Origin of the sequence: Bradyrhizobium sp. USDA 327 (assembly GCF_041262065.1) — a bacterium.
GTDB lineage: Bacteria > Pseudomonadota > Alphaproteobacteria > Rhizobiales > Xanthobacteraceae > Bradyrhizobium > Bradyrhizobium liaoningense.
The window spans coordinates 1116856-1135307 of the sequence record NZ_JBGCCW010000001.1; the positions used below are offsets into that span (position 1 = coordinate 1116856).

The following is an 18452-nucleotide window of genomic DNA, read 5'->3' on the forward strand; positions in this document are numbered from 1 at the left end:
CTCGTTTTGTTCTTGTTGAGCGGCGGCTTTGCACCAGCCGCCTTACTTCTTGCCGGCCGTCCTGGTCGGACGGCCCTGGCTGATGAAAGCGTAATGCGCATTGGCGATGCCGCCAACCATCAGGGCCTCGGCCACCGGCTCGGCGATCTCGCCCGTGGCGGCCCAGTCGACGAGGAAGTTGGCCCCGGTCCCGCCGCGCACGTCGTCGGTTGGGATAAAGATCGAGACGGTGGCGAGCGGCTTCAACGCCACCGGCGCCTTCAGATAGCTCTCAACCTGCTTGCCTGCGGTGTCGAAATAGGCGATGCGTTTGACGACCAGCGGCTGGGTCTCGGAGGCGTTGTGCACGCTCAACGTCACCGAGAAGTCGACACGCAGCTTGCCCTGGCTCATCGCGACGCTGGAATAGGCGGGCACGTAAAACCCCCCGGAAACGGCGAGGTCCTCCTTCGGCAGCGCGGTGAGCGAATCGGCAAAGTTCTGTTCGATATTGACCTTGGATTGCGCGGCGGCGGGCACGGCAAAGGCGAGGGGACCTAGCAGCATGGCTGCGACGAGCCATCTCCGCATGTGACGAATTGCTCGCTTGCCGCACCGCAACCCGCCTCTAGGGTGCGGCAAAACGGACCAATTTGGCATGCACGAGCTCATTCGCGACATCACTCTCTCTATCCTGTTTGCCTGGATGCTGGGCCTGCTCGCCCATTTCTCCCGGCAGCCGCTGATCCTGGCCTACCTTATCGCCGGCTTTTGCATAGGTCCATTCGGCGCCGGCTGGGTCCATTCGCAGGAATCGATCAGCGTCATCTCCGAGCTCGGTCTGATCTTCATGCTGTTCATGATCGGGCTCGAGATCGACCTGAAGAAGATCGTGCGGGCAGGGCGGGTGATCCTGTTCGCGGCGGGCAGTCAGCTGCTCGGCGGCTGTCTGCTCGGAGTTCTGTTCTTCGTCGGCATCGGCCTGTCGCTCGGCGGCGGGCATTTCGATGTGGTCTATCTCTGTGTCGCCTGCGCGCTGTCGAGCACCGTCATCATCGTCAAGGTGCTCTACGAGAAACGCGAGCTCGATACGCTGCCGGGCCGCATCACCCTGGGCATTCTGGTGCTCCAGGACATCTTCGCGATCCTGTTCCTGGCGGTGCAGCCGAGCCTGGCCAATCTGCAGGTCGGCGTCATCCTGCTCTCGATCGGCCGCGTCGCGGTGCTGGTCGCCGCTGCGCTTCTGGTCAGCCGCTACGTACTGCCGCGCCTGTTCCACCAGATCGCCCGGCGCCCCGAGCTGATCCTGCTCGGAGCGCTGGCCTGGTGCTTCCTCGTCGCCGAGACCGCCGAGCGGCTCTCGCTGTCGCGCGAAATGGGCGCGCTGATTGCCGGCGTCTCGCTCTCGACCTTCCCTTACGCGCTCGACGTGACCGCCAAGGTCACCACGCTGCGCGACTTCTTCATCACGCTGTTCTTCGTCGCGCTGGGCATGACCATCCCCGTGCCCGGCCTCTCGGTGATTGGCCTTGCCTTGATGATCGCGGCGTTCACGGTGGTGAGCCGCCTCGTCACCACGTTCATGCCGCTCTATCTGATGAAGCAGGGCCTGCGCGCCAGCCTGTTGCCGGCGCTGAACCTCGCGCAGATCTCCGAGTTCTCGCTTGTGGTGATCCAGACCGGGGTCGCCGACCACCATATCGCAGCGGAGACGGCAAATGCCACCTCCTTCGCCTTCGTGGTCCTGGCGGTGCTCTCGACCTTCGTGATGACCCGCAGCGACGAGATCACCCGCTGGGCGATCGGGCCCTTGAAGCGGATCGGCCTGCGCGACCTCGACCATGGCAACGGCCATGCCGAGGAGGAGCACGAGGGCGGCCATGGCGAAGCCCGCCGTATCGTCATCCTCGGCTTTTTCCGCGCGGCGAGCGCGCTCTTGGCCGAGATCGAACGGCAGACGCCGGTGTTGCTCGAGCAGATCACCGTGGTCGATTTCAACCCAAATGTGTACCAGACCCTGCTTTCGCGCGGCTTGCATGTGATCTATGGCGACATCAGCAATGTCGATACGCTGCTCCATGCCGGCATCGGCAAATCCGAGATGATCATCCTCAGCGTGCCGGATTCGCTGCTCAAGGGCGCCACCAACGAGAAGCTGGTCCGCCACGTCCGCGCGCTCAATCCGACCGCGCTGATCGTCGCCACGGCCGACCTCCTGGCCGACGTCGGCGCGCTCTACGAGGCCGGCGCCAGCTACGTCACCGTGACCCGGCTCAGCGACGCCCATGAGCTTTTTACCGTGATCGAAGCCGCCCAGGCCGGCCTGCTCGCCGACAAGCGTGCCGAGCTCGATCTGCGCCTCGGAGAGCGGCGCGAGGTGCTGCCCTGACGGCGTCCCGGCCGCCTTCCTTGCGGGCCCTGTGCGCCTATATCCCTGGTATCTTCGGTGCAAGCCTGAAAACCGCTTGGGACAGGCCTGCCCCGGGCATATGCGGTTGCGTCCGGGACACTAGCGTCCCGGGCCAAGTCCAGCTAAGGCGTCCGGCTAAGCCTCCGGCCCATAACCGATAGAGATTGGGAATGCCCGATACCGTCCAGGAAGTCTTGCAGGCCTTTGCCCGGGGTGAGCTCGTCGTCGTCACCGACGACGAGGATCGTGAGGGCGAGGGCGATCTGATCGTCGCAGCCTCGCTCTGCACCGCCGACAAGATGGCCTTCATCATCCGCCATACCTCCGGCATCGTCTGCGCGCCCGTGACGACCGAGGATGCGCGCCGCCTGCGGCTCGATCCGATGGTCGCCCACAACGATTCCGCGCACACCACCGCGTTCACGGTCTCGATCGACTACAAGCCCGATGGCGGCACCGGCATCTCCGCCGAGGAGCGCGCCTCGTGCTGCCGCGCACTCGCCAATCCCAATGTCGGCGCCAACGACTTCGCCCGGCCCGGACACATCTTCCCGCTGATCGCCAAGGACGGCGGCGTGCTTTTGCGCTCCGGCCACACCGAGGCCGCCGTCGACCTCTGCAAGCTTTCCGGGCTGCCCCCGGTCGGCGTCATCAGCGAGCTGATGAACGACGACGGCAGCGTGATGAAGGGCGAGCAGGTGGCCCGCTTCGCCGCCCGGCACAAGCTCAAGCACGTCACCATCGCGGATATGATCGCCTACCGCCAGGCGCGCGAAAAACTGATCGAGCGGGTCTCGACCTTCGTCACCGAGAGCCCGATCGGTCCCTTGCAGGGCTATGCCTACCGCTCGCCGTTCGATTCCATCGCTCACGTCGCCTTCGTCTATAACGGCGTTGGCGACGGCAAGAACGTGCTGACGCGCTTCCACAAGCCGAACATCGTCAAGGACACCTTCACCGGTCACAAGCGCATGGCGGTCGTGCTCGAGCATTTCAAGAAATCGGGCCGCGGCGTGCTGGTTTACCTGCGCGATGGCGCGGCCGGCGTCCCCGTGGCGCCGCTGCCGGACGAGTCGTCGACGGAGGCCGACCGCAACCGCCAGTGGCGCGAGGTCGGCGTCGGCGCGCAGATCCTGCGCGACCTCGGCGTCACCTCGATCCGGCATCTCACCTCCTCGGTGCACGACTACAAGGGTCTGTCGGGCTTCGGCATCGAGATCGTCGCCAACGAGCAGCTCGAAAGCTGACCAAGACGTTTCCAGGTTCACGCCATGGCGCGAGCCGGAACGACCGAAACCAGGATGCAATTGAACTTGTTGCCGCGGCGCTTTAGTTTGTCGGGCAATTGTTGACGGAACCAGACGCGAAAGGACGTTTCATGAGCGTGCGCCCTCAGGCCAAGGACAAGCCGGCTGCGGCTTCTTTCCAGTGGGACGATCCGTTCCTGCTCGACGAGCAGCTGACCGAAGACGAGCGCATGGTGCGCGACACCGCCCGCGCCTACGCCCAGGACAAGCTGCTGCCGCGGGTCGCCAAGGCCTATCTCGAAGAGAAGACCGATCGCGAGATCTTCAATGAGATGGGCGAGCTCGGCCTGATCGGCATCACGCTGCCCGAAGAATATGGTTGCGCGAATGCGAGCTATGTCGCCTATGGCCTCGTCGCACGCGAGATCGAGCGGGTCGATTCCGGCTATCGCTCGATGAACTCGGTGCAGTCCTCGCTGGTGATGTACCCGATCTACGCCTATGGCGACGAGAACCAGCGCAAGAAGTACCTGCCGAAGCTCGCCAGCGGCGAGTGGGTTGGCTGCTTCGGCCTGACGGAGCCTGACGCCGGCTCCGATCCCGCCGGCATGAAGACCCGCGCGGAGAAGGTTTCGGACGGCTATCGCCTCACCGGCAGCAAGATGTGGATCTCGAACGCGCCGATCGCCGACGTGTTCGTGGTCTGGGCCAAGTCGGCCGCGCACGACAACCAGATCCGCGGCTTCGTGCTGGAGAAGGGCATGAAGGGCCTGTCGGCGCCGAAGATCGGCGGCAAGCTGTCCTTGCGCGCCTCGATCACCGGCGAAGTCGTGATGGACGGCGTCGTGGTTCCGGAGGACGCCCTGCTGCCCAACGTCTCCGGCCTGAAGGGCCCGTTCGGCTGCCTCAACCGCGCCCGCTACGGCATCTCCTGGGGTGCGTTGGGGGCCGCCGAGGACTGCATGCATCGCGCCCGCCAGTACACGCTCGACCGCAAGCAGTTCGGCAAGCCGCTCGCCGCGACCCAGCTCGTGCAGAAGAAGCTCGCCGACATGGAGACCGAGATCGCGCTGGGCCTGCAAGCCTCCTTGCGCGTCGGCCGCCTGATGGACGAGGGCAAGTTCGCGCCCGAGATGATCTCGATCGTCAAGCGCAACAATTGCGGCAAGGCCCTCGATATCGCCCGCACCGCTCGCGACATGCACGGCGGCAACGGCATCTCGATCGAATATCACGTGATGCGCCACGTCCATAACCTCGAGACGGTCAACACCTACGAGGGCACCCATGACGTCCACGCCCTGATCCTGGGCCGCGCGATCACGGGCATTCAGGCGTTTTTCTAGACGCCCAGGGGGCGAGGCGAGAAAACTCTCCTCCGTCATGGCCGGGCTTGTCCCGGCCATCCACGTCTTGGGCCGTGCGAAGAGCGTGGATGCCCGGCACAAGGCCGGGCATGACGAAGTCAGCAAGGTATGAGCAAGCCATGTCCGACAATGACGACGTCCCGTTCAACCGCAACTTTCCGCTGAAGCCCGGCTTCGTCGAGGAGGTCCGCCCCGGCGTGCGGCGCGTGCTCTGCAACAATCCGAGCCCGTTCACCTTCACCGGCACGGTCAGTTACATCGTGGGCAAGGGCAATGTTGCGATCATCGATCCCGGTCCGGACGATGAGGCGCATGCGTCTGCGCTGCTCGATGCCGTCCGCGGCGAGACGGTGAGCCATATCTTCGTCACCCACACCCACCGCGACCATTCGCCGAACACCGCGCGCATCAAGCAGGCGACAGGTGCGCCGGTCTATGCCGAAGGCCCGCATCGCGCCTCGCGCCCGCGTTTCGAGAGCGAGAAACACAATCCGGAATCCGGCGCCGACCGCGATTTTGCGCCAGACGTCAACCTCGCGCACGGCGACGTCGTCGAAGGCGACGGCTGGCGGCTCGAGGCCGTGGCGACGCCCGGCCACACGGCCAATCATCTGGCATTCGCCTGGCCCGAGCGAAAGTTCAACTTCGTCGGCGATCACGTGATGGGCTGGTCGACCTCCATCGTGGCGCCACCCGACGGCTCGATGATCGACTACATGGATTCGCTGGACCGACTCGCGGCACGCGAGGAGGATCTCTACTTCTCAGGCCACGGCCCCGAGATCTCCGAGGGCCAGCGCTTCGTGCGCTTCCTGATCCGTCACCGCAAGGCGCGTGAGGCCTCGATCCTGCACCGCCTCGCCAAGGGCGAGACCGACATCCCGACGATGGTCCGCGCGATCTATATCGGTATCGATCCGAGGCTGACGACGGCTGCCGGCTACTCCGTGCTGGCGCACCTCGAAGACCTGGTCGCACGCGGCGTGGTCGCGACCGATGGCGATCCCGTGATCGGCGGGACATATCGGATGGCGAACGCGTAGCTCTCCGCCGTCTTTCCGGGGCGATGCGCAGCATCGAACCCGGAATCTCGCGCCATATTTTCGAGATCCCGGGTTCGCCGCCTTGCTGCGCCCCGGGATGACGCTAGCGCGTCACTTCTTCACCGTCTTCGCCGGCGCCTTGGGCGGTGCGACCGGCGTCTTCTTCACCGGCTTGAGCGCGTCGGCATCGGCGGCGGTGTTGAGATCGTCGATGAACTTCTTGATGCGCGCGGCGTTGCTGCCGAGATCGCTGTCGAAATTGCGCGAAGCGGAGCGCATGTCGACCCGGGAATCATCGCCATCCGGCACGACCCTTATCGAAACGTCCTCGCGAAAACCCATGATCGGCGTGCGCGCCACCGCCTCGATGCGGCCGATGCGGCGCGGCGGCTGCGGCGCGCGCTCGTCGATGACGATCCATTTGCGCTTGTGCACGAGCTGGAGCGCGATTGCATAGGCGCGGTCGACGGAAATCTCGAGCTCGACGGGCACGATTTCGGGATAGAAGCGGCGCTGCTGCTCCGCCGAGTAGAGGCCGGCATAGACCGCGGTGTTGGTGCCCTCGCCGGTGCGCAGCCGCGCCATCGCGTCGAAGCGCGGCGGATCGATCGGGTCGGTGGTGATGTCGTAGATGGACGGCAGCTTGCGATACTGCAGGCCGAGATAGGCGGGATAGGCGAGGATTGCGCCGTCGATCAGGAAGGCGAGCAGGATGCGCGCCATGCCCCGCGAGCCGTTCTGCCAGATCGCGGCAAAGCCCGCGAGCCCGAACAAGATCGAGAGGCCGGCGATCGCGAGCCCGCCGAAGAAAGTCGCAAGCGCCGGCTTCGGCTCCAGGAAATCGAAGCGGACGACGATGACCGACACCACCACCGCCACCACCGCGAACACGGCCAGATTGCGCGCCCAGCTCGCCAGGCTGGACACGGGCTCCGACTGATAGGGAGCGGAAAACCTGCGGGCCATCGGGTGAGCTCTGCCGGATGTTGAGGGCGGCGCCGGCCGATCTGGCGCGACGATACGCCGTTGAGACCACGGCCCGAGAGCAAATTCAAGGGACTCACCTCCCCTGGATGGGTCCGGGACGAGCGTAGCTCGCCCGTGGTCGATCGCGCAGAGCGCGAGCGGGGTGGGGTGACAGTCTCTCCATCAGGGCGCTACCCGTGTGGAGAGATCACCCCACCCCGTCTCACATTGCGCTTCGCTCCATGTGAGCCGACCCTCCCCCTCCAGGGGAGGGTGGCAGCCAGCCCGTTACGCCGCCGCGTTCGGGAAGCGATAATCCTTGAACTGGTCGCGCAGCGCCGTCTTCAGGATCTTGCCGGTGGCCGTATGTGGGATGCCTTCGACGAAGGCGACGTCGTCGGGCATCCACCATTTGGCGATCTTGCCATCCATGAACTTCAGGATGTCCTCGCGTGTGGCCTGCTGGCCCTGCTTGAGCTGCACGATCAAAAGCGGCCGCTCATCCCATTTGGGATGGAATACGCCGATCACGGCGGCTTCCGCCACGGCCGGATGGCCGACTGCGAGGTTTTCGAGGTCGATCGAGGAGATCCACTCGCCGCCGGACTTGATCACGTCCTTGGAGCGGTCGGTGATCCGCATGTAGCCGTCCTCGTCGATCGTCGAGACGTCGCCGGTGTCGAAGAAGCCGTCTTCGTCGAGGATGTTGGTGTCGACGCGGTAATAGGCCTTGGCGACCGCGGGGCCGGAGACCTTGAGCCGGCCGAACGTCTTGCCGTCCCAGGGCAGCTCCTTGCCGGCATCGTCGGTGATCTTCATCTGCACCGCGAAGGGCGCATAACCCTGCATCTGGAGCACGTCGAGCTTGGCATCGCCCGTCGCATTGTGGAACGGAGGCTTCAGCGCCGCGACGCTGCCGATCGGGCTCATCTCGGTCATGCCCCACGCGTGACGGACGTTGGAGCCCATGTCGAGGAAGGCCTTGATCATCGAGCGCGGCATCGCCGAGCCGCCGCAGATCACCATCTTCAAATCCGGCAGCTTGAGATTGTTGGCGGCCATGTGCTGAAGCAGCATCAGCCACACCGTCGGCACGCCGGCGGTGTGCGTCACCTTCTCGGTCGAGAGCAGCTCATAGACCGAGGCGCCGTCGAGCTTGGCGCCGGGCATGACCAGCTTGGTGCCCTGCGAGGGCGCGGAAAAGGCGATGCCCCAGCTGTTGGCATGGAACAGCGGAACCACCGGCAGCATTGTCTCGGACGCGCTGGTGCCGAGCGCGTCGACATTGTTGGCCATCAGCGCGTGCAACACGTTGGAGCGATGCGAGTACAGCACACCCTTGGGATCGCCGGTCGTGCCGGAGGTGTAACACATCGCCGCTGCCGTGTTCTCGTCGAACTCCTTCCACTTGAATTTGCCGTCGGCCTCGGCGATCCAGTCCTCATAGGCGACCACATTTTTCAGCGTGGTCTCAGGCATATGCGTCTTGTCGGTGAGCACGACGTAGCGCTCCACGCTCGGCAACTTGTCGGCGATCTTCTCCAGGATCGGAACGAAGGTGATGTCGGTCATCACGATGCGGTCCTGCGCATGATTGATGATCCAGGCGATCTGCTCCGGGAAAAGGCGAGGATTGACCGTGTGGCAGATGGCACCGATCCCCATGATGCCGTACCAGACCTCGAGATGGCGCCAGGTGTTCCAGGCGATCGTTGCGACCCGGTCGCCGAGCTTGATACCGTCGCGCTCCAGCATCTGCGAGACCTTGAGCGCGCGCTTGTGGATCTCGGCGTAGGTGGTGCGGTGGATCGGTCCCTCGACCGAGCGTGTGACCACCTCCTGCTTGCCATGAATCCTGGCGGCGTGTTCGATGATCCGGTGGCAGAGCAGGGGCCAATCTTGCATCAAACCGAGCATTCCGACGTTCCTCCGAAAAGTCGCTGGGCGCGTTGTCGCTCTCAGCATTGGGCCAAAGACTTGTCATGACTTTTAGCGTGCCGGACTTTCGCCGCAAATGGTCTTGTCGCGGCTATATGTCCGTCGGCGCGGCAATGGTTACCGCCGCGCTCGGGCTGCTGCTCGTGCCTGTCGAGAGGGCAGAGGCGCGAAAACATGCTTCGCCGCTGGACATTTTTGGCATGACCGCACCACGGCCGCGCGCGAAGGTTCACTCCGTCAAGATCCCGTTACCGAGACCCCGTCCCGATGAAGCGCCGAAGACTTCGGACGAGTCTCCGCCGGAGGCAGAGCGAAAGCCGTCTGCCGACCAGCCGAGCGCCGACAAGCCTGCCGAGGCTACATCGCCATCCCAGAAACAGGCCTCAGCCTGCCGCCTCGCGCTGACGGAGGACATTGCGATCGCGCCCTCGATCCCGGACATCCGCGGCCCCGGCGCCTGCGGCGGCGAGGATCTGGTGCGGCTGGAAGCGGTCGTGCTGCCGGACAAGCGCAAGGTGACGGTCAAGCCGGCGGCCATCCTTCGCTGCACCATGGCGTCCGCGATCGCCGATTGGCTGCGCAAGGACATGGTGCCGCTGGCCACCAGCCTCGGCTCGCCCATCAGCGACCTCGACAATTTCGATTCCTTCGAGTGCCGCGGTCGCAACCGCGTCGCTGGCGCGATGCTGTCCGAGCACGGCAAGGCCAATGCCATCGACATCCGCGCCATCAAGCTCGCCAATGGGCAGTCGATCGGCCTCACGGACCGCGCCCTATCGCGCGACGTTCGCGAGCGCGTGCTGCACTCGGTCTGCGCGCGCTTTTCCACCGTGCTCGGTCCTGGCTCGGACTGGTACCATGAGGACCACGTTCATCTCGACCTGGCGCAGCGCCGCAACGACTACCGCATCTGCCAGTGGAACGTCTGGGATCCTCTGCCGCAGGTCGCCCCGCTCCTGCCGGCGGAACGTCCCGAGGAGGCGCCGCCGCGCGAGGTCGCGGCCAAGCCTGAGGCGAAGGAAGGTGCTGACGACGAGCCCGCGGAGAAAACGTCTTCACCTGAAGAGAAATCGCTCCCCGCCAAGAAGTCTCAATCGTCCAAGCAGGCAACAAAAAAGCGCCGGTAAAACCGGCGCCTTTTGTTGTCCAGAGGTCGGAGGCGATCAGTAGCTGGCCGCCTGGCCGGTTTGGCTGTTGCCGAGCGCCAATCGCGAATTGTACGGCGAGTCGCCGTGCTTGGGCTCGAGCACCACGACGAGGGTGCCAACCTTGACGCGATCATAGAGATCGATCGCGTCCTCGTTGGTCAGGCGGATGCAGCCTGACGAGATCGAGGCACCGATATATTCCGGCTGGTTGGTGCCGTGGATGCGGAACAGCGTGTCCTTGCCCCCCGAATAGAGGTACAGCGCGCGGGAGCCCATCGGATTGTCCGGGCCGGGGGCGACATAGGTCGGCACGCCCAGACGCGAAATTTCGCCGGGGGTGGGGTGCCAGGCCGGCCACTCGGTCTTGCTGCCCACCTTGGCGATGCCCGACCAGGCCATGGCCTCTTCGCCAACGGTGATGCCGTAGCGGATCGCCTTGCCGCCCTCGAGCACGTAATAGAGGTAATGGTTGTCGGAATCGACCACGATCGAGCCCGGCGACTCCTTGCGGTGGTATTCGACGATGGCGCGGCGGAACGGCTCTGCAACCGGGGTGTTCTCGTATTTGACCTTGGCGAGCAGTTCCTTGTCCTTCGGCTTGAAGGCCTTGGTGTCGGTCGCCTCATAGTGAGTGGCCTGCATGCAGCCCGACAGCATCAGGCCGGCGGCCAAAATCCCCAACATAACTTTCAGCGACGACATGGTTTGGTTCCAATCAAAACAATACCGTGCGGAAGGCTTGAGCTTGGCGCCCAAGTTCCTCGACTCCGTTAAGCCCATTATCGTTGAAATCCGCCACAATTCCAGCTCTGAAGGGCTTATCCCGCGTTACGAGGGCCCAGCTGTGGCTTTTCTGCCGCAAATTTTGCGCTGTTGTGCGGGTTTTTCGGCAGGACGCGGCGAACTGTCGATTCCGTGCCACAGTTGAGCCTCGGATCGCCACAAGTCCGAACGCCCCGTTAATGTTGTTGTCATCGTGAACCTGCCAGAATCGCGCTAAGGGCTGGCTGTCGCAGGATCTCTGGAGCTTTTCATGTTTTCGGTGTTTGTTCCCTCCGAGTCCGTCCTCAAGAAGGCTGTCATCGAGGATCTTGCGGCCGTGCCGGAGAACGCCGTCTGGATCGACCTGGTCAATCCGAGCGCGGCTGAGGACAAGGCGGTGGAGCGGCTCGCGGGCATCGCCATCCCGACCCGGGAAGACATGCAGGAGATCGAGATCTCCAGCCGCCTCTATATGGAGAATGGCGCGCGCTACATGACGGCGACGCTGATGTGCCACTCCGATACCGACATGCCCAGGACCACGGCGGTGACGTTCATCCTCGGCGACCACCGCCTGGTGACGGTACGGTACGACCTGCCGAAGCCGTTCGCCCTGGTCGAGGCCAAGCTCTCCCGCTCCTGCACGCCTTCCATCACCGGCGAGATGGTGCTGATGGAGCTGCTGGACGCGGTGATCGACCGCTGCGCCGACATTCTGGAGCGCTGCGGCGCCGAGATCGACCAGGTCTCGCATGACATCTTCGAGCCCGAGAGCGAGCGCCATGGGCAGGCAAAGAGGTACTCCCAGATCCTGATCTCGATCGGCCGCAAAGGCGATTTGACCTCGAAGGTTCGCGAGAGTCTGGTGTCGATCGGTCGCGTCGTGACGTTCCTGTCTGCGGTCGTCGAAGGCGTGAAATGGTCGAAGGACATGCGCGAGCAGCTCAAGACCATGCAGCGCGACGTCGCCTCGCTGACCGACCACGCCTCCTATCTCTCCAGCAAGATCACCTTCGTGCTCGACGCCATGCTCGGTGTCGTCAATCTCGAGCAGAACAACATCATCAAGCTGTTCTCGGTGATGGCCGTCGTCCTGATGCCACCGACGCTGATCGCCTCGGTCTACGGCATGAACTTCAAGGTGATGCCGGAACTCGAATGGGTGCACGGCTATCCGATGGCGCTGGTGATGATGCTGATCGCCGCCATCGTCCCGTACTGGATCTTCAAGTGGAAGAAGTGGCTGTAGGAGTCATGCTCGGGCAAAGATCCCTACCGAGATCTTACGCCGCTCGCAGAGACACGGTAGATCGTGTCGCAGAATAGATCGGGATTGAGGCGGCGCCGTGATGTCCGCGCCGTGCCGCAATTCCTCCGGTAAAATTTGAGCGGTGGGCTGAACGTTTGCGCGAAACTTGTCTGCGATAAGCAGTGCGTAGCCGCGAGGAACAGCCATGGTTGAGAAACACATAACGTCGCCCCGCAACGTCATCGATCTGGCGAACTATCGTCAGGTCGTGGCGAGCGGCAAGGCGCCGTCGATGTCGGCACGCATGTGCCGGCACTGTGGTGCTCCGCTGCTCGATGGTGAGAACGACGACGACTGCTCGACTGCATTCAGCACGGCCGCTCCGCGGCCACGCGAGAGGTCGCGTCGGATTCGACTCGATTGAGGAACGGAAGGTAAGGGCGATCCAGGCCTTGCGGCGGCGTTGTCTGGATCGCCTTGCTTCCGCCCGCGAGCTGCAACCAAACTCAGCTGTGCAATTGCGTCGTCGTTCCGGGCGGTCCGTAATCGAACCCGAAGCTCGAGATTCCGGGCTCGATGCTTTGCGTCGCCCCGGAATGACCCGGGCCGTTACACGTGCTGGCCGCCGTTGATGTGGATTTCGGCGCCGTTGACGTAAGAGCTGGTGTCCGTGCACAGCACGTAGATGATTTTTGCCACTTCGTCGGGCGTGCCGAGGCGGTGCATCGGGATCTGCTGCTCGACGATCTTCTCGGTGCCCGGCGACAGGATCGAGGTGTCGATCTCGCCCGGGGCGATCGCGTTGACGCGCACCCCGACGCGGCCGAAATCGGAGGCCATCTCGCGCGTCAGCGAGGCGAGCGCGGCTTTGGAGGTGGCGTAGGCGGCGCCCGCGAAGGGGTGCACGCGCGAGCCCGCGATCGAAGTGACGTTGACGACCGAGCCCTTGGCCGCCTTCAATTCCTCGATCAGCCCGCGGGCCATCATGATCGGCGCGAAGAAGTTGACATGGAAGACATGCGTCCAGGTGTCGAGGTCGGTGTCGACCGAGCCGAGCCTGGAGCCGCCCGGGCCCTTCGGCGAGATCGCGGCGTTGTTGACCAGCGCATGCAGCATGCCGCCCTCTAGCCGGTTGCGGATATCGGAGATCGCGCGCGCAGTGTCCCTGGGATCGCCGAGATCGACCTGGATGTGGTCCTCGGGCCCCGCGTCCCACGGGCAGTCCTCCGGGAAGGGATGCCGCGAGCAGGTGATGACGCGCCACCCCGCCGAGGAAAAGCGGATCACGGTGGCGTGGCCGATGCCGCGGCTTGCTCCGGTCAGGAGCAGCGTACGACGCGGCGCATTGGACGAATGCGGCATGGACATCTTTCAGGTCGGCCCAAAGCTCGAGGCAAGTTTCAAGATGAGGATCAAGGGTACATCCGCGTCTTGGACCATTTCTGGCCGGCGGCGTCACGGCGAAATTCGATGCGGTCGTGCAGGCGGAACGGGCGGTCGTGCCAGAATTCGATCCGCAGCGGCGTGATGCGCCAGCCGCTCCAGCCCGGCGGCCGCGGCACTTCGCCGATGACATATCTGGCCGCAACCTTGGCGATGGCCTGCTCGAAGGCGAAGCGGCTCTCAAGCTCTTGCGACTGCTTGCTCGCCCAGGCGCCGATCTGGGCCTGCTTGGGGCGGGTGGCGAAATAGGCGTCGGCTTCAGTGTCGGTCACCGGCGTCACGTTGCCGCGGATGCGGACCTGACGGCGCAGCGACTTCCAGTGAAATAGTAACGCTGCCTTAGGATTTGCGGCCAGTTCGCGGCCCTTCTGGCTGGCGATGTGGCTGTAAAAGACGAAACCTTCGGTATCGAAGCCCTTCATCAGTACCATGCGGACGTCAGGCAGCCCGTCAGGATCGACGGTTGCGAGCGCCATGGCGTTCGGATCGTTCGGCTCGCTCTTGGTCGCCTCGTTCAGCCAGGCCTCGAACAGCGCAAATGGCTCGTCGGCGGCGGTGAAATCACCGGATGTTAAGGGTGTCTGGTGTTTCATCGAGGTCGTGTCGGTCATGTCTGGAGTCCGAGTTGCGTCCCGCGGCCCAAAATGCGTTGTTGTCCGCTACCGCCCTATATAGGGCATGGGAACGCGTTGGCCTATCGGCGATCCGGCCCTCCGGCCTCGGCGTGACGATGATTCTGATCGGGCTCGGCACCGGCGGCTGCAGCTTCTCCCGCAACGACATGAGTGCCTACGCCAGGACTGACGACAGCGATCTCACCGGCTCGATCGCGCGGCCGGCGAGAGACGCGGCGCCCACCGAGACCGATCTCGCCTTCGCGCGCAATGCCGCCTCCGACGTCCTCAGCAAGGGCGACAAGGATTCCAGCCAGCACTGGGAGAATCCCGAGACCGGGGCGCGCGGCTCGGTGACGCCGATCGCCCAGTCCTATGCCGCCGAGGACGGACGCAGATGCCGCGACTTCCTGGCGAGCTACGTCAACGGCAGTACCGAAAGCTGGCTTCAGGGCGCCGGCTGCCAAAGGAGCCGTGGCCGTTGGGAGATTCATACGCTAAAGCCGTGGCGGAGCTAGGTTCACCACGCTCCTAGTTGCAAAAATGCCACTCTCTTCCCACATGATCCGCAGGTGGGGCGGGGAGCCCTTTGAACAATTCGATTTCTTGAAGGAGACGTGACGAATGCGCGACCCCTATGAGGTCTTGGGGGTGCCGCGGAGCGCCAGCGCTGCCGCGATCAAGAGCGCCTATCGCAAGCTGGCCAAGAAGCATCATCCGGACAGCAACAAGGGTGATCCGAAGGCCGCCGAGCGCTTCGCCGAGATCAACTCGGCCAACGAGATCCTCGGCGACGAGGACAAGCGCAAGCAGTTTGACCGCGGCGAGATTGATGCCGAGGGCAAGCCACGCTTCCAGGGTTTTCCTGGCGGCGGGGGGCCGCGCGGCCGCGCGGGTCCCGGCGGGTTCGAAAGCTATACGTTCCGGGGCGGCGGGGCGGGTGGCGCCCCGGGCGGCGGCGCGTTCGAGGATATCCTCAACAGCATGTTCGGCGGCGGGATGCGCGGCGCCCGGCCTGGGGCTGGCGGCGGCGCCCAGTTCGAATTCGATACCGGCGGCATTGGGCTGGATCTCGATGTGAATGTCGCCATGTCCGTCTCGCTGGAAGAGTCGGTCAAGGGGGGCGAGAAGCGTGTCCGGCTGCCGACGGGCAAGGAGCTCAACGTCAAGATTCCGGCCGGCGTCACCGAGGGCCAGCAGATTCGGCTCCGGGGGCAGGGCGAGAGCGCGCAGGGCCATCCGCCGGGCGATCTCCTGATCACCATCAACATCGCGCCGCACCCGTTTTTCAAGGTCGAGGGCGCCGACCTCAGGATCGACCTGCCGGTGACGTTGTATGAGGCGGTGCTCGGCGGCAAGGTCCGCGTGCCCACCCTCGGCAATGCCGTGGAGCTTTCGGTTCCGAAGAACACCTCCAGCGGCCGGACCTTCCGCCTCAAGGGCAAGGGCTTGCCGAAAGCTGGTGGAGCCGGGGATCTCTTCGTTACCATCAGGATTATGCTACCGGACGGGAACGACGCCGAGCTAGAAGCATTGATGGAGAAGTGGCGGGACCACCACCCCTACAATCCGCGTAGCGGGCTCGGCTAGGGCGCGATCGGAGCATTCTCTTGCCGAAAGGATGATGCTCAACTTGGGTCTGAAGCGCAGTGCGCTTCGACGCTGACTTCAAGACGTGTCGGCTGTCCGGCGGGGCAGCCGTCAATAAGGTGCGGCCTCGAGAGGGGGACCAGCGCGGTACCAAAGCCCCAATCGAGGCCGCCCGCGTCGATCGGCGGATCGAACGCTGCTCATTTTCGCGTCATCATCCGGTGCGATAATGAGACGCGCCGATGTCTTGATTCCAAATTTTCAATGACGGAATCGAGGCATCCGCGTCTCGAAGCGCGTCGAGAGCGTGGCTTCGGCCATGGCGCTGCTGTCAGGTGCCGTTCTTCTCTGCTTGGTCGTACACGGCCTGCGCCACCTTCGTCAGCCGCTCGCGATCACCGCCGCCGCTGACGACGTAGCCGACGCCGCGTTCGGCCCAGAACAGCGCTCCATCCTTGTCCGTTCTGGCGTAGCGCATCTGCGTCGCACCAGTCTCGGTCTTGGCGGTGTAAATCGTGTACCGCTCACCCGAGGCGCCCTCATACATCAGGAACGACGCCGGACCGCTCGGCCCGGGCAGAAGCCGGCCGCCTACGAGCTTCAGCCCGCTCGCCTCCAGGTTCGGCGCGAACACCGTCCAGCCGCAGCGCCGGGTCAGCCAGGCCTGGAGATGGTCACGCTCGTTGCCGCCGACTTCGACGGGATGGCGGACCTCGACGACGTAGAGGCGGTGGGCATCGAGCGCGTCTGCCGTAAGGCTCTGGAACGTAGAGGGCGCGTTGGCGGCGCCATGTGCCACCCAGCCGGCCGTGCCGCCGGCGACGAAAGCAACCAGCACGGCCGCGGCGGCGCCATAGAGCCATTGCCGCGGGCGGCGCTCCAGCCGCTCGAGCTCCAGCCGTGCCGGCACCGACTCCTGCGCGACGGAATCGTAGCGGGCGTGCAGCATCTCGGCCATGGTCCGCCAGGATTGGACCCGCTCGGCATCGTCAGGGTGGGCGGCGAGCCAGGCCTCGACGTCGGCGCGACGTTCCGTCGGCAGCTCGCCGTCGACATAGGCGTGCAGCTCGTCTTCGGTCACCGGGATCTTGCGGTCGTTCATATCGGTCGTCTCTGGCTCTGCGGCCCAAAAAATCGTTCGTGGCTCAACTTCGCTCGCGTCCTCGACTGGCTGCGGGCGCACGATGTGCGATGCATTACGCTGTCCTCATTTCACCTGCCTGAGCGCCGGGCGCTCACCCTCCAGCGAGGCTTTAACGTGGGCCCGTGCACGTGCCAGGCGCGACATCACGGTGCCGATCGGCACGCCCTGGATGTCGGCGACCTCGCGATAGCTCATGCCTTCCAGCATCACCAGGAGCAGCACCGAACGCTGTTCCTCGACGAGGGTGGCCAGCGCCTTCTCGATGTCACGTCCTTCGGCCTCGGTCCCGCTGGCATCCGGGTTGTTCTCCGTCAGCGGCATGAATTGCGGCCGCCTTGCCAGTGAGCGCCGCCGGTTCTTGTTGAGGTTGGTCAGGATCGTATAGAGCCAGCTCCTGACGTCGCCTCCGAGAAACAGGCGTTCCGAACGCAGCGCGCGCACCAATGTATCCTGCACCAGATCGTCGGCCGCATCCGCATCGCGCGTGAGCGCGCGGGCGTAGCGGCGCAACGCCGGGATCATGACTTCCACACTCTGGCGAAACGCGTTCATTGTTGTCTTGAAGTCCCAGCGTTCGGCGCGAGCGCCTCAACGATCATAACACCCGAGCGGAACGGCTATTCCGGCACTCGAAACAGCGTTAACGCCGCGTATTAGGGCTGTACCGCAGGGGAGGGCTGGTGTACCTCCAGACCTCAACGAGAGTTCGACGGGACGTTCAAGATGGCGCAGAATTCAGGTCTGATGCAAGGCAAGCGCGGGGTGATCCTCGGCGTTGCCAACAACCGCTCGATCGCCTGGGGCATTGCCAAGGCATGCCACGCGGCCGGCGCCGAGCTCGCGTTCACCTATCAGGGCGATGCGCTGAAGAAACGCGTCGAGCCGCTTGCCGCCGAGATCGGCGGTCTCGTGCTCGGCCATTGCGACGTCACGGATGCCGCGACCATCGACGCCGCCTTCGCGGTGCTGAAGGAGAAGTGGGGCAAGATCGACTTCCTGGTGCACGCGATCGCCTATGGCGAGCAGCTCGACGGCCGCTACGTCGACACCACGCAGGAGAATTTCTCGAAGTCGATGCTGATCTCCTGCTACTCTTTCACGGCCGTGGCGCAGCGCGCCGAGAAGCTGATGACGGATGGCGGCTCGCTGATCACGCTCAGCTATTACGGCGCCGAGAAGTGGATGCCGCACTACAACGTCATGGGCGTGGCGAAGGCGGCGCTGGAGGCCAGCGTGCGCTATCTCGCCGCCGATCTCGGCGAGAAGAACATTCGCGTCAACGCCATCTCGGCAGGTCCGATCAAGACGCTCGCCGCGTCCGGCATTGGCGACTTCCGCTATATCCTGAAGTGGAACGAATACAACGCGCCGATGCGGCGCAACGTCTCCACCGAGGACGTCGGCAACAGCGCGCTGTATTTCCTCTCCGACCTCTCGCGCGGCGTCACCGGCGAGGTGCATCATGTCGATTCCGGTTATCACGTGCTCGGCATGAAGCGGCCCGACGCGCCGGACATCTCGCTGGGCGGGAAGGACTAGCCTCGAATTTGGA

At 64.5% G+C, this 18452-nt stretch carries 18 protein-coding genes; 10 read left to right on the plus strand and 8 right to left on the minus strand.

From position 1 onward, the window contains the following. Positions 1-42: 42 nt before the first annotated feature. On the minus strand, positions 43-570 hold the full coding sequence (locus ABIA42_RS05010) for a DUF3124 domain-containing protein (protein WP_271530204.1): 528 nt from the start codon (positions 568-570) through the stop codon (positions 43-45). Between the two features lie 67 nt (positions 571-637). On the opposite strand from ABIA42_RS05010, the gene ABIA42_RS05015 reads away from it, so the two are divergent. The 4 genes from ABIA42_RS05015 (at position 638) to ABIA42_RS05030 (ending at position 6046) form a co-directional block, all read left to right on the plus strand. Continuing rightward, positions 638-2368 (plus strand): cation:proton antiporter, encoded by a 1731-nt coding sequence (locus ABIA42_RS05015; protein ID WP_271530203.1) that lies wholly within the window; start codon positions 638-640, stop codon positions 2366-2368. A gap of 191 nt (positions 2369-2559) precedes the next feature. Next, positions 2560-3636 (plus strand): 3,4-dihydroxy-2-butanone-4-phosphate synthase, encoded by a 1077-nt coding sequence (ribB, locus tag ABIA42_RS05020; RefSeq protein ID WP_370115141.1) that lies wholly within the window; start codon positions 2560-2562, stop codon positions 3634-3636. A gap of 131 nt (positions 3637-3767) precedes the next feature. Next, positions 3768-4982: an acyl-CoA dehydrogenase gene (locus tag ABIA42_RS05025; RefSeq protein WP_239621976.1), complete on the plus strand. Its 1215-nt coding sequence runs from the start codon at positions 3768-3770 to the stop codon at positions 4980-4982. Positions 4983-5122: 140 nt separating this feature from the next. Next, on the plus strand, positions 5123-6046 hold the full coding sequence (locus ABIA42_RS05030) for an MBL fold metallo-hydrolase (protein WP_271530201.1): 924 nt from the start codon (positions 5123-5125) through the stop codon (positions 6044-6046). Positions 6047-6157: 111 nt separating this feature from the next. Here the strand turns inward: ABIA42_RS05030 and ABIA42_RS05035 are convergent, their stop codons facing one another. Continuing rightward, positions 6158-7012, minus strand: a complete 855-nt coding sequence (locus ABIA42_RS05035) for a DUF1499 domain-containing protein (protein ID WP_271530200.1) — start codon at positions 7010-7012, stop codon at positions 6158-6160. A gap of 288 nt (positions 7013-7300) precedes the next feature. Continuing rightward, the gene (locus tag ABIA42_RS05040) at positions 7301-8929 is read right to left on the minus strand and encodes a fatty-acid--CoA ligase (RefSeq protein WP_370115139.1); all 1629 of its coding nucleotides are present in this window, start codon (positions 8927-8929) and stop codon (positions 7301-7303) included. Between the two features lie 65 nt (positions 8930-8994). Here ABIA42_RS05040 and ABIA42_RS05045 point away from each other — a divergent pair, with 65 nt between their 5' ends. Continuing rightward, positions 8995-10077 (plus strand): extensin family protein, encoded by a 1083-nt coding sequence (locus ABIA42_RS05045; RefSeq protein WP_370115137.1) that lies wholly within the window; start codon positions 8995-8997, stop codon positions 10075-10077. A 36-nt stretch (positions 10078-10113) separates the two neighbouring features. Here the strand turns inward: ABIA42_RS05045 and ABIA42_RS05050 are convergent, their stop codons facing one another. Beyond that, a complete protein-coding gene (locus ABIA42_RS05050) occupies positions 10114-10800 on the minus strand; it encodes a L,D-transpeptidase (protein WP_271530197.1) in 687 nt (228 codons plus the stop codon). A 331-nt stretch (positions 10801-11131) separates the two neighbouring features. Between ABIA42_RS05050 and ABIA42_RS05055 the strand changes: the two genes are divergently transcribed. Together ABIA42_RS05055 and ABIA42_RS05060 are read left to right on the plus strand one after the other, a co-directional pair. Then, positions 11132-12109 (plus strand): magnesium transporter CorA family protein, encoded by a 978-nt coding sequence (locus ABIA42_RS05055; protein WP_271530196.1) that lies wholly within the window; start codon positions 11132-11134, stop codon positions 12107-12109. A 205-nt stretch (positions 12110-12314) separates the two neighbouring features. After that, a complete protein-coding gene (locus tag ABIA42_RS05060; protein ID WP_124159684.1) occupies positions 12315-12533 on the plus strand; it encodes a hypothetical protein in 219 nt (72 codons plus the stop codon). A 185-nt stretch (positions 12534-12718) separates the two neighbouring features. On the opposite strand, the gene ABIA42_RS05065 is transcribed toward ABIA42_RS05060, so the two are convergent. Next, positions 12719-13471: an SDR family NAD(P)-dependent oxidoreductase gene (locus ABIA42_RS05065; RefSeq protein WP_271530195.1), complete on the minus strand. Its 753-nt coding sequence runs from the start codon at positions 13469-13471 to the stop codon at positions 12719-12721. Positions 13472-13521: 50 nt separating this feature from the next. Continuing rightward, complete coding sequence (gene pdxH, locus ABIA42_RS05070; protein WP_370115134.1) at positions 13522-14163, minus strand: pyridoxamine 5'-phosphate oxidase; 642 nt, start codon at positions 14161-14163, stop codon at positions 13522-13524. A 119-nt stretch (positions 14164-14282) separates the two neighbouring features. Between pdxH and ABIA42_RS05075 the strand changes: the two genes are divergently transcribed. Together ABIA42_RS05075 and ABIA42_RS05080 are read left to right on the plus strand one after the other, a co-directional pair. Next, positions 14283-14684, plus strand: a complete 402-nt coding sequence (locus ABIA42_RS05075) for an RT0821/Lpp0805 family surface protein (protein ID WP_370123650.1) — start codon at positions 14283-14285, stop codon at positions 14682-14684. 106 nt (positions 14685-14790) lie between these two features. Further along, positions 14791-15756 (plus strand): DnaJ C-terminal domain-containing protein, encoded by a 966-nt coding sequence (locus ABIA42_RS05080; protein WP_370115132.1) that lies wholly within the window; start codon positions 14791-14793, stop codon positions 15754-15756. Positions 15757-16087: 331 nt separating this feature from the next. Here ABIA42_RS05080 and ABIA42_RS05085 read toward each other — a convergent pair whose 3' ends face one another. Continuing rightward, the gene (locus ABIA42_RS05085; RefSeq protein ID WP_271530192.1) at positions 16088-16858 is read right to left on the minus strand and encodes an anti-sigma factor; all 771 of its coding nucleotides are present in this window, start codon (positions 16856-16858) and stop codon (positions 16088-16090) included. A 105-nt stretch (positions 16859-16963) separates the two neighbouring features. Next, entirely contained in the window at positions 16964-17452 is a 489-nt protein-coding gene (locus ABIA42_RS05090) for a sigma-70 family RNA polymerase sigma factor (RefSeq protein WP_370115129.1), read from the minus strand. A 171-nt stretch (positions 17453-17623) separates the two neighbouring features. Here ABIA42_RS05090 and fabI point away from each other — a divergent pair, with 171 nt between their 5' ends. Continuing rightward, positions 17624-18439: an enoyl-ACP reductase FabI gene (gene fabI, locus ABIA42_RS05095; RefSeq protein ID WP_124159677.1), complete on the plus strand. Its 816-nt coding sequence runs from the start codon at positions 17624-17626 to the stop codon at positions 18437-18439. The last annotated feature ends 13 nt before the right edge of the window (positions 18440-18452 follow it).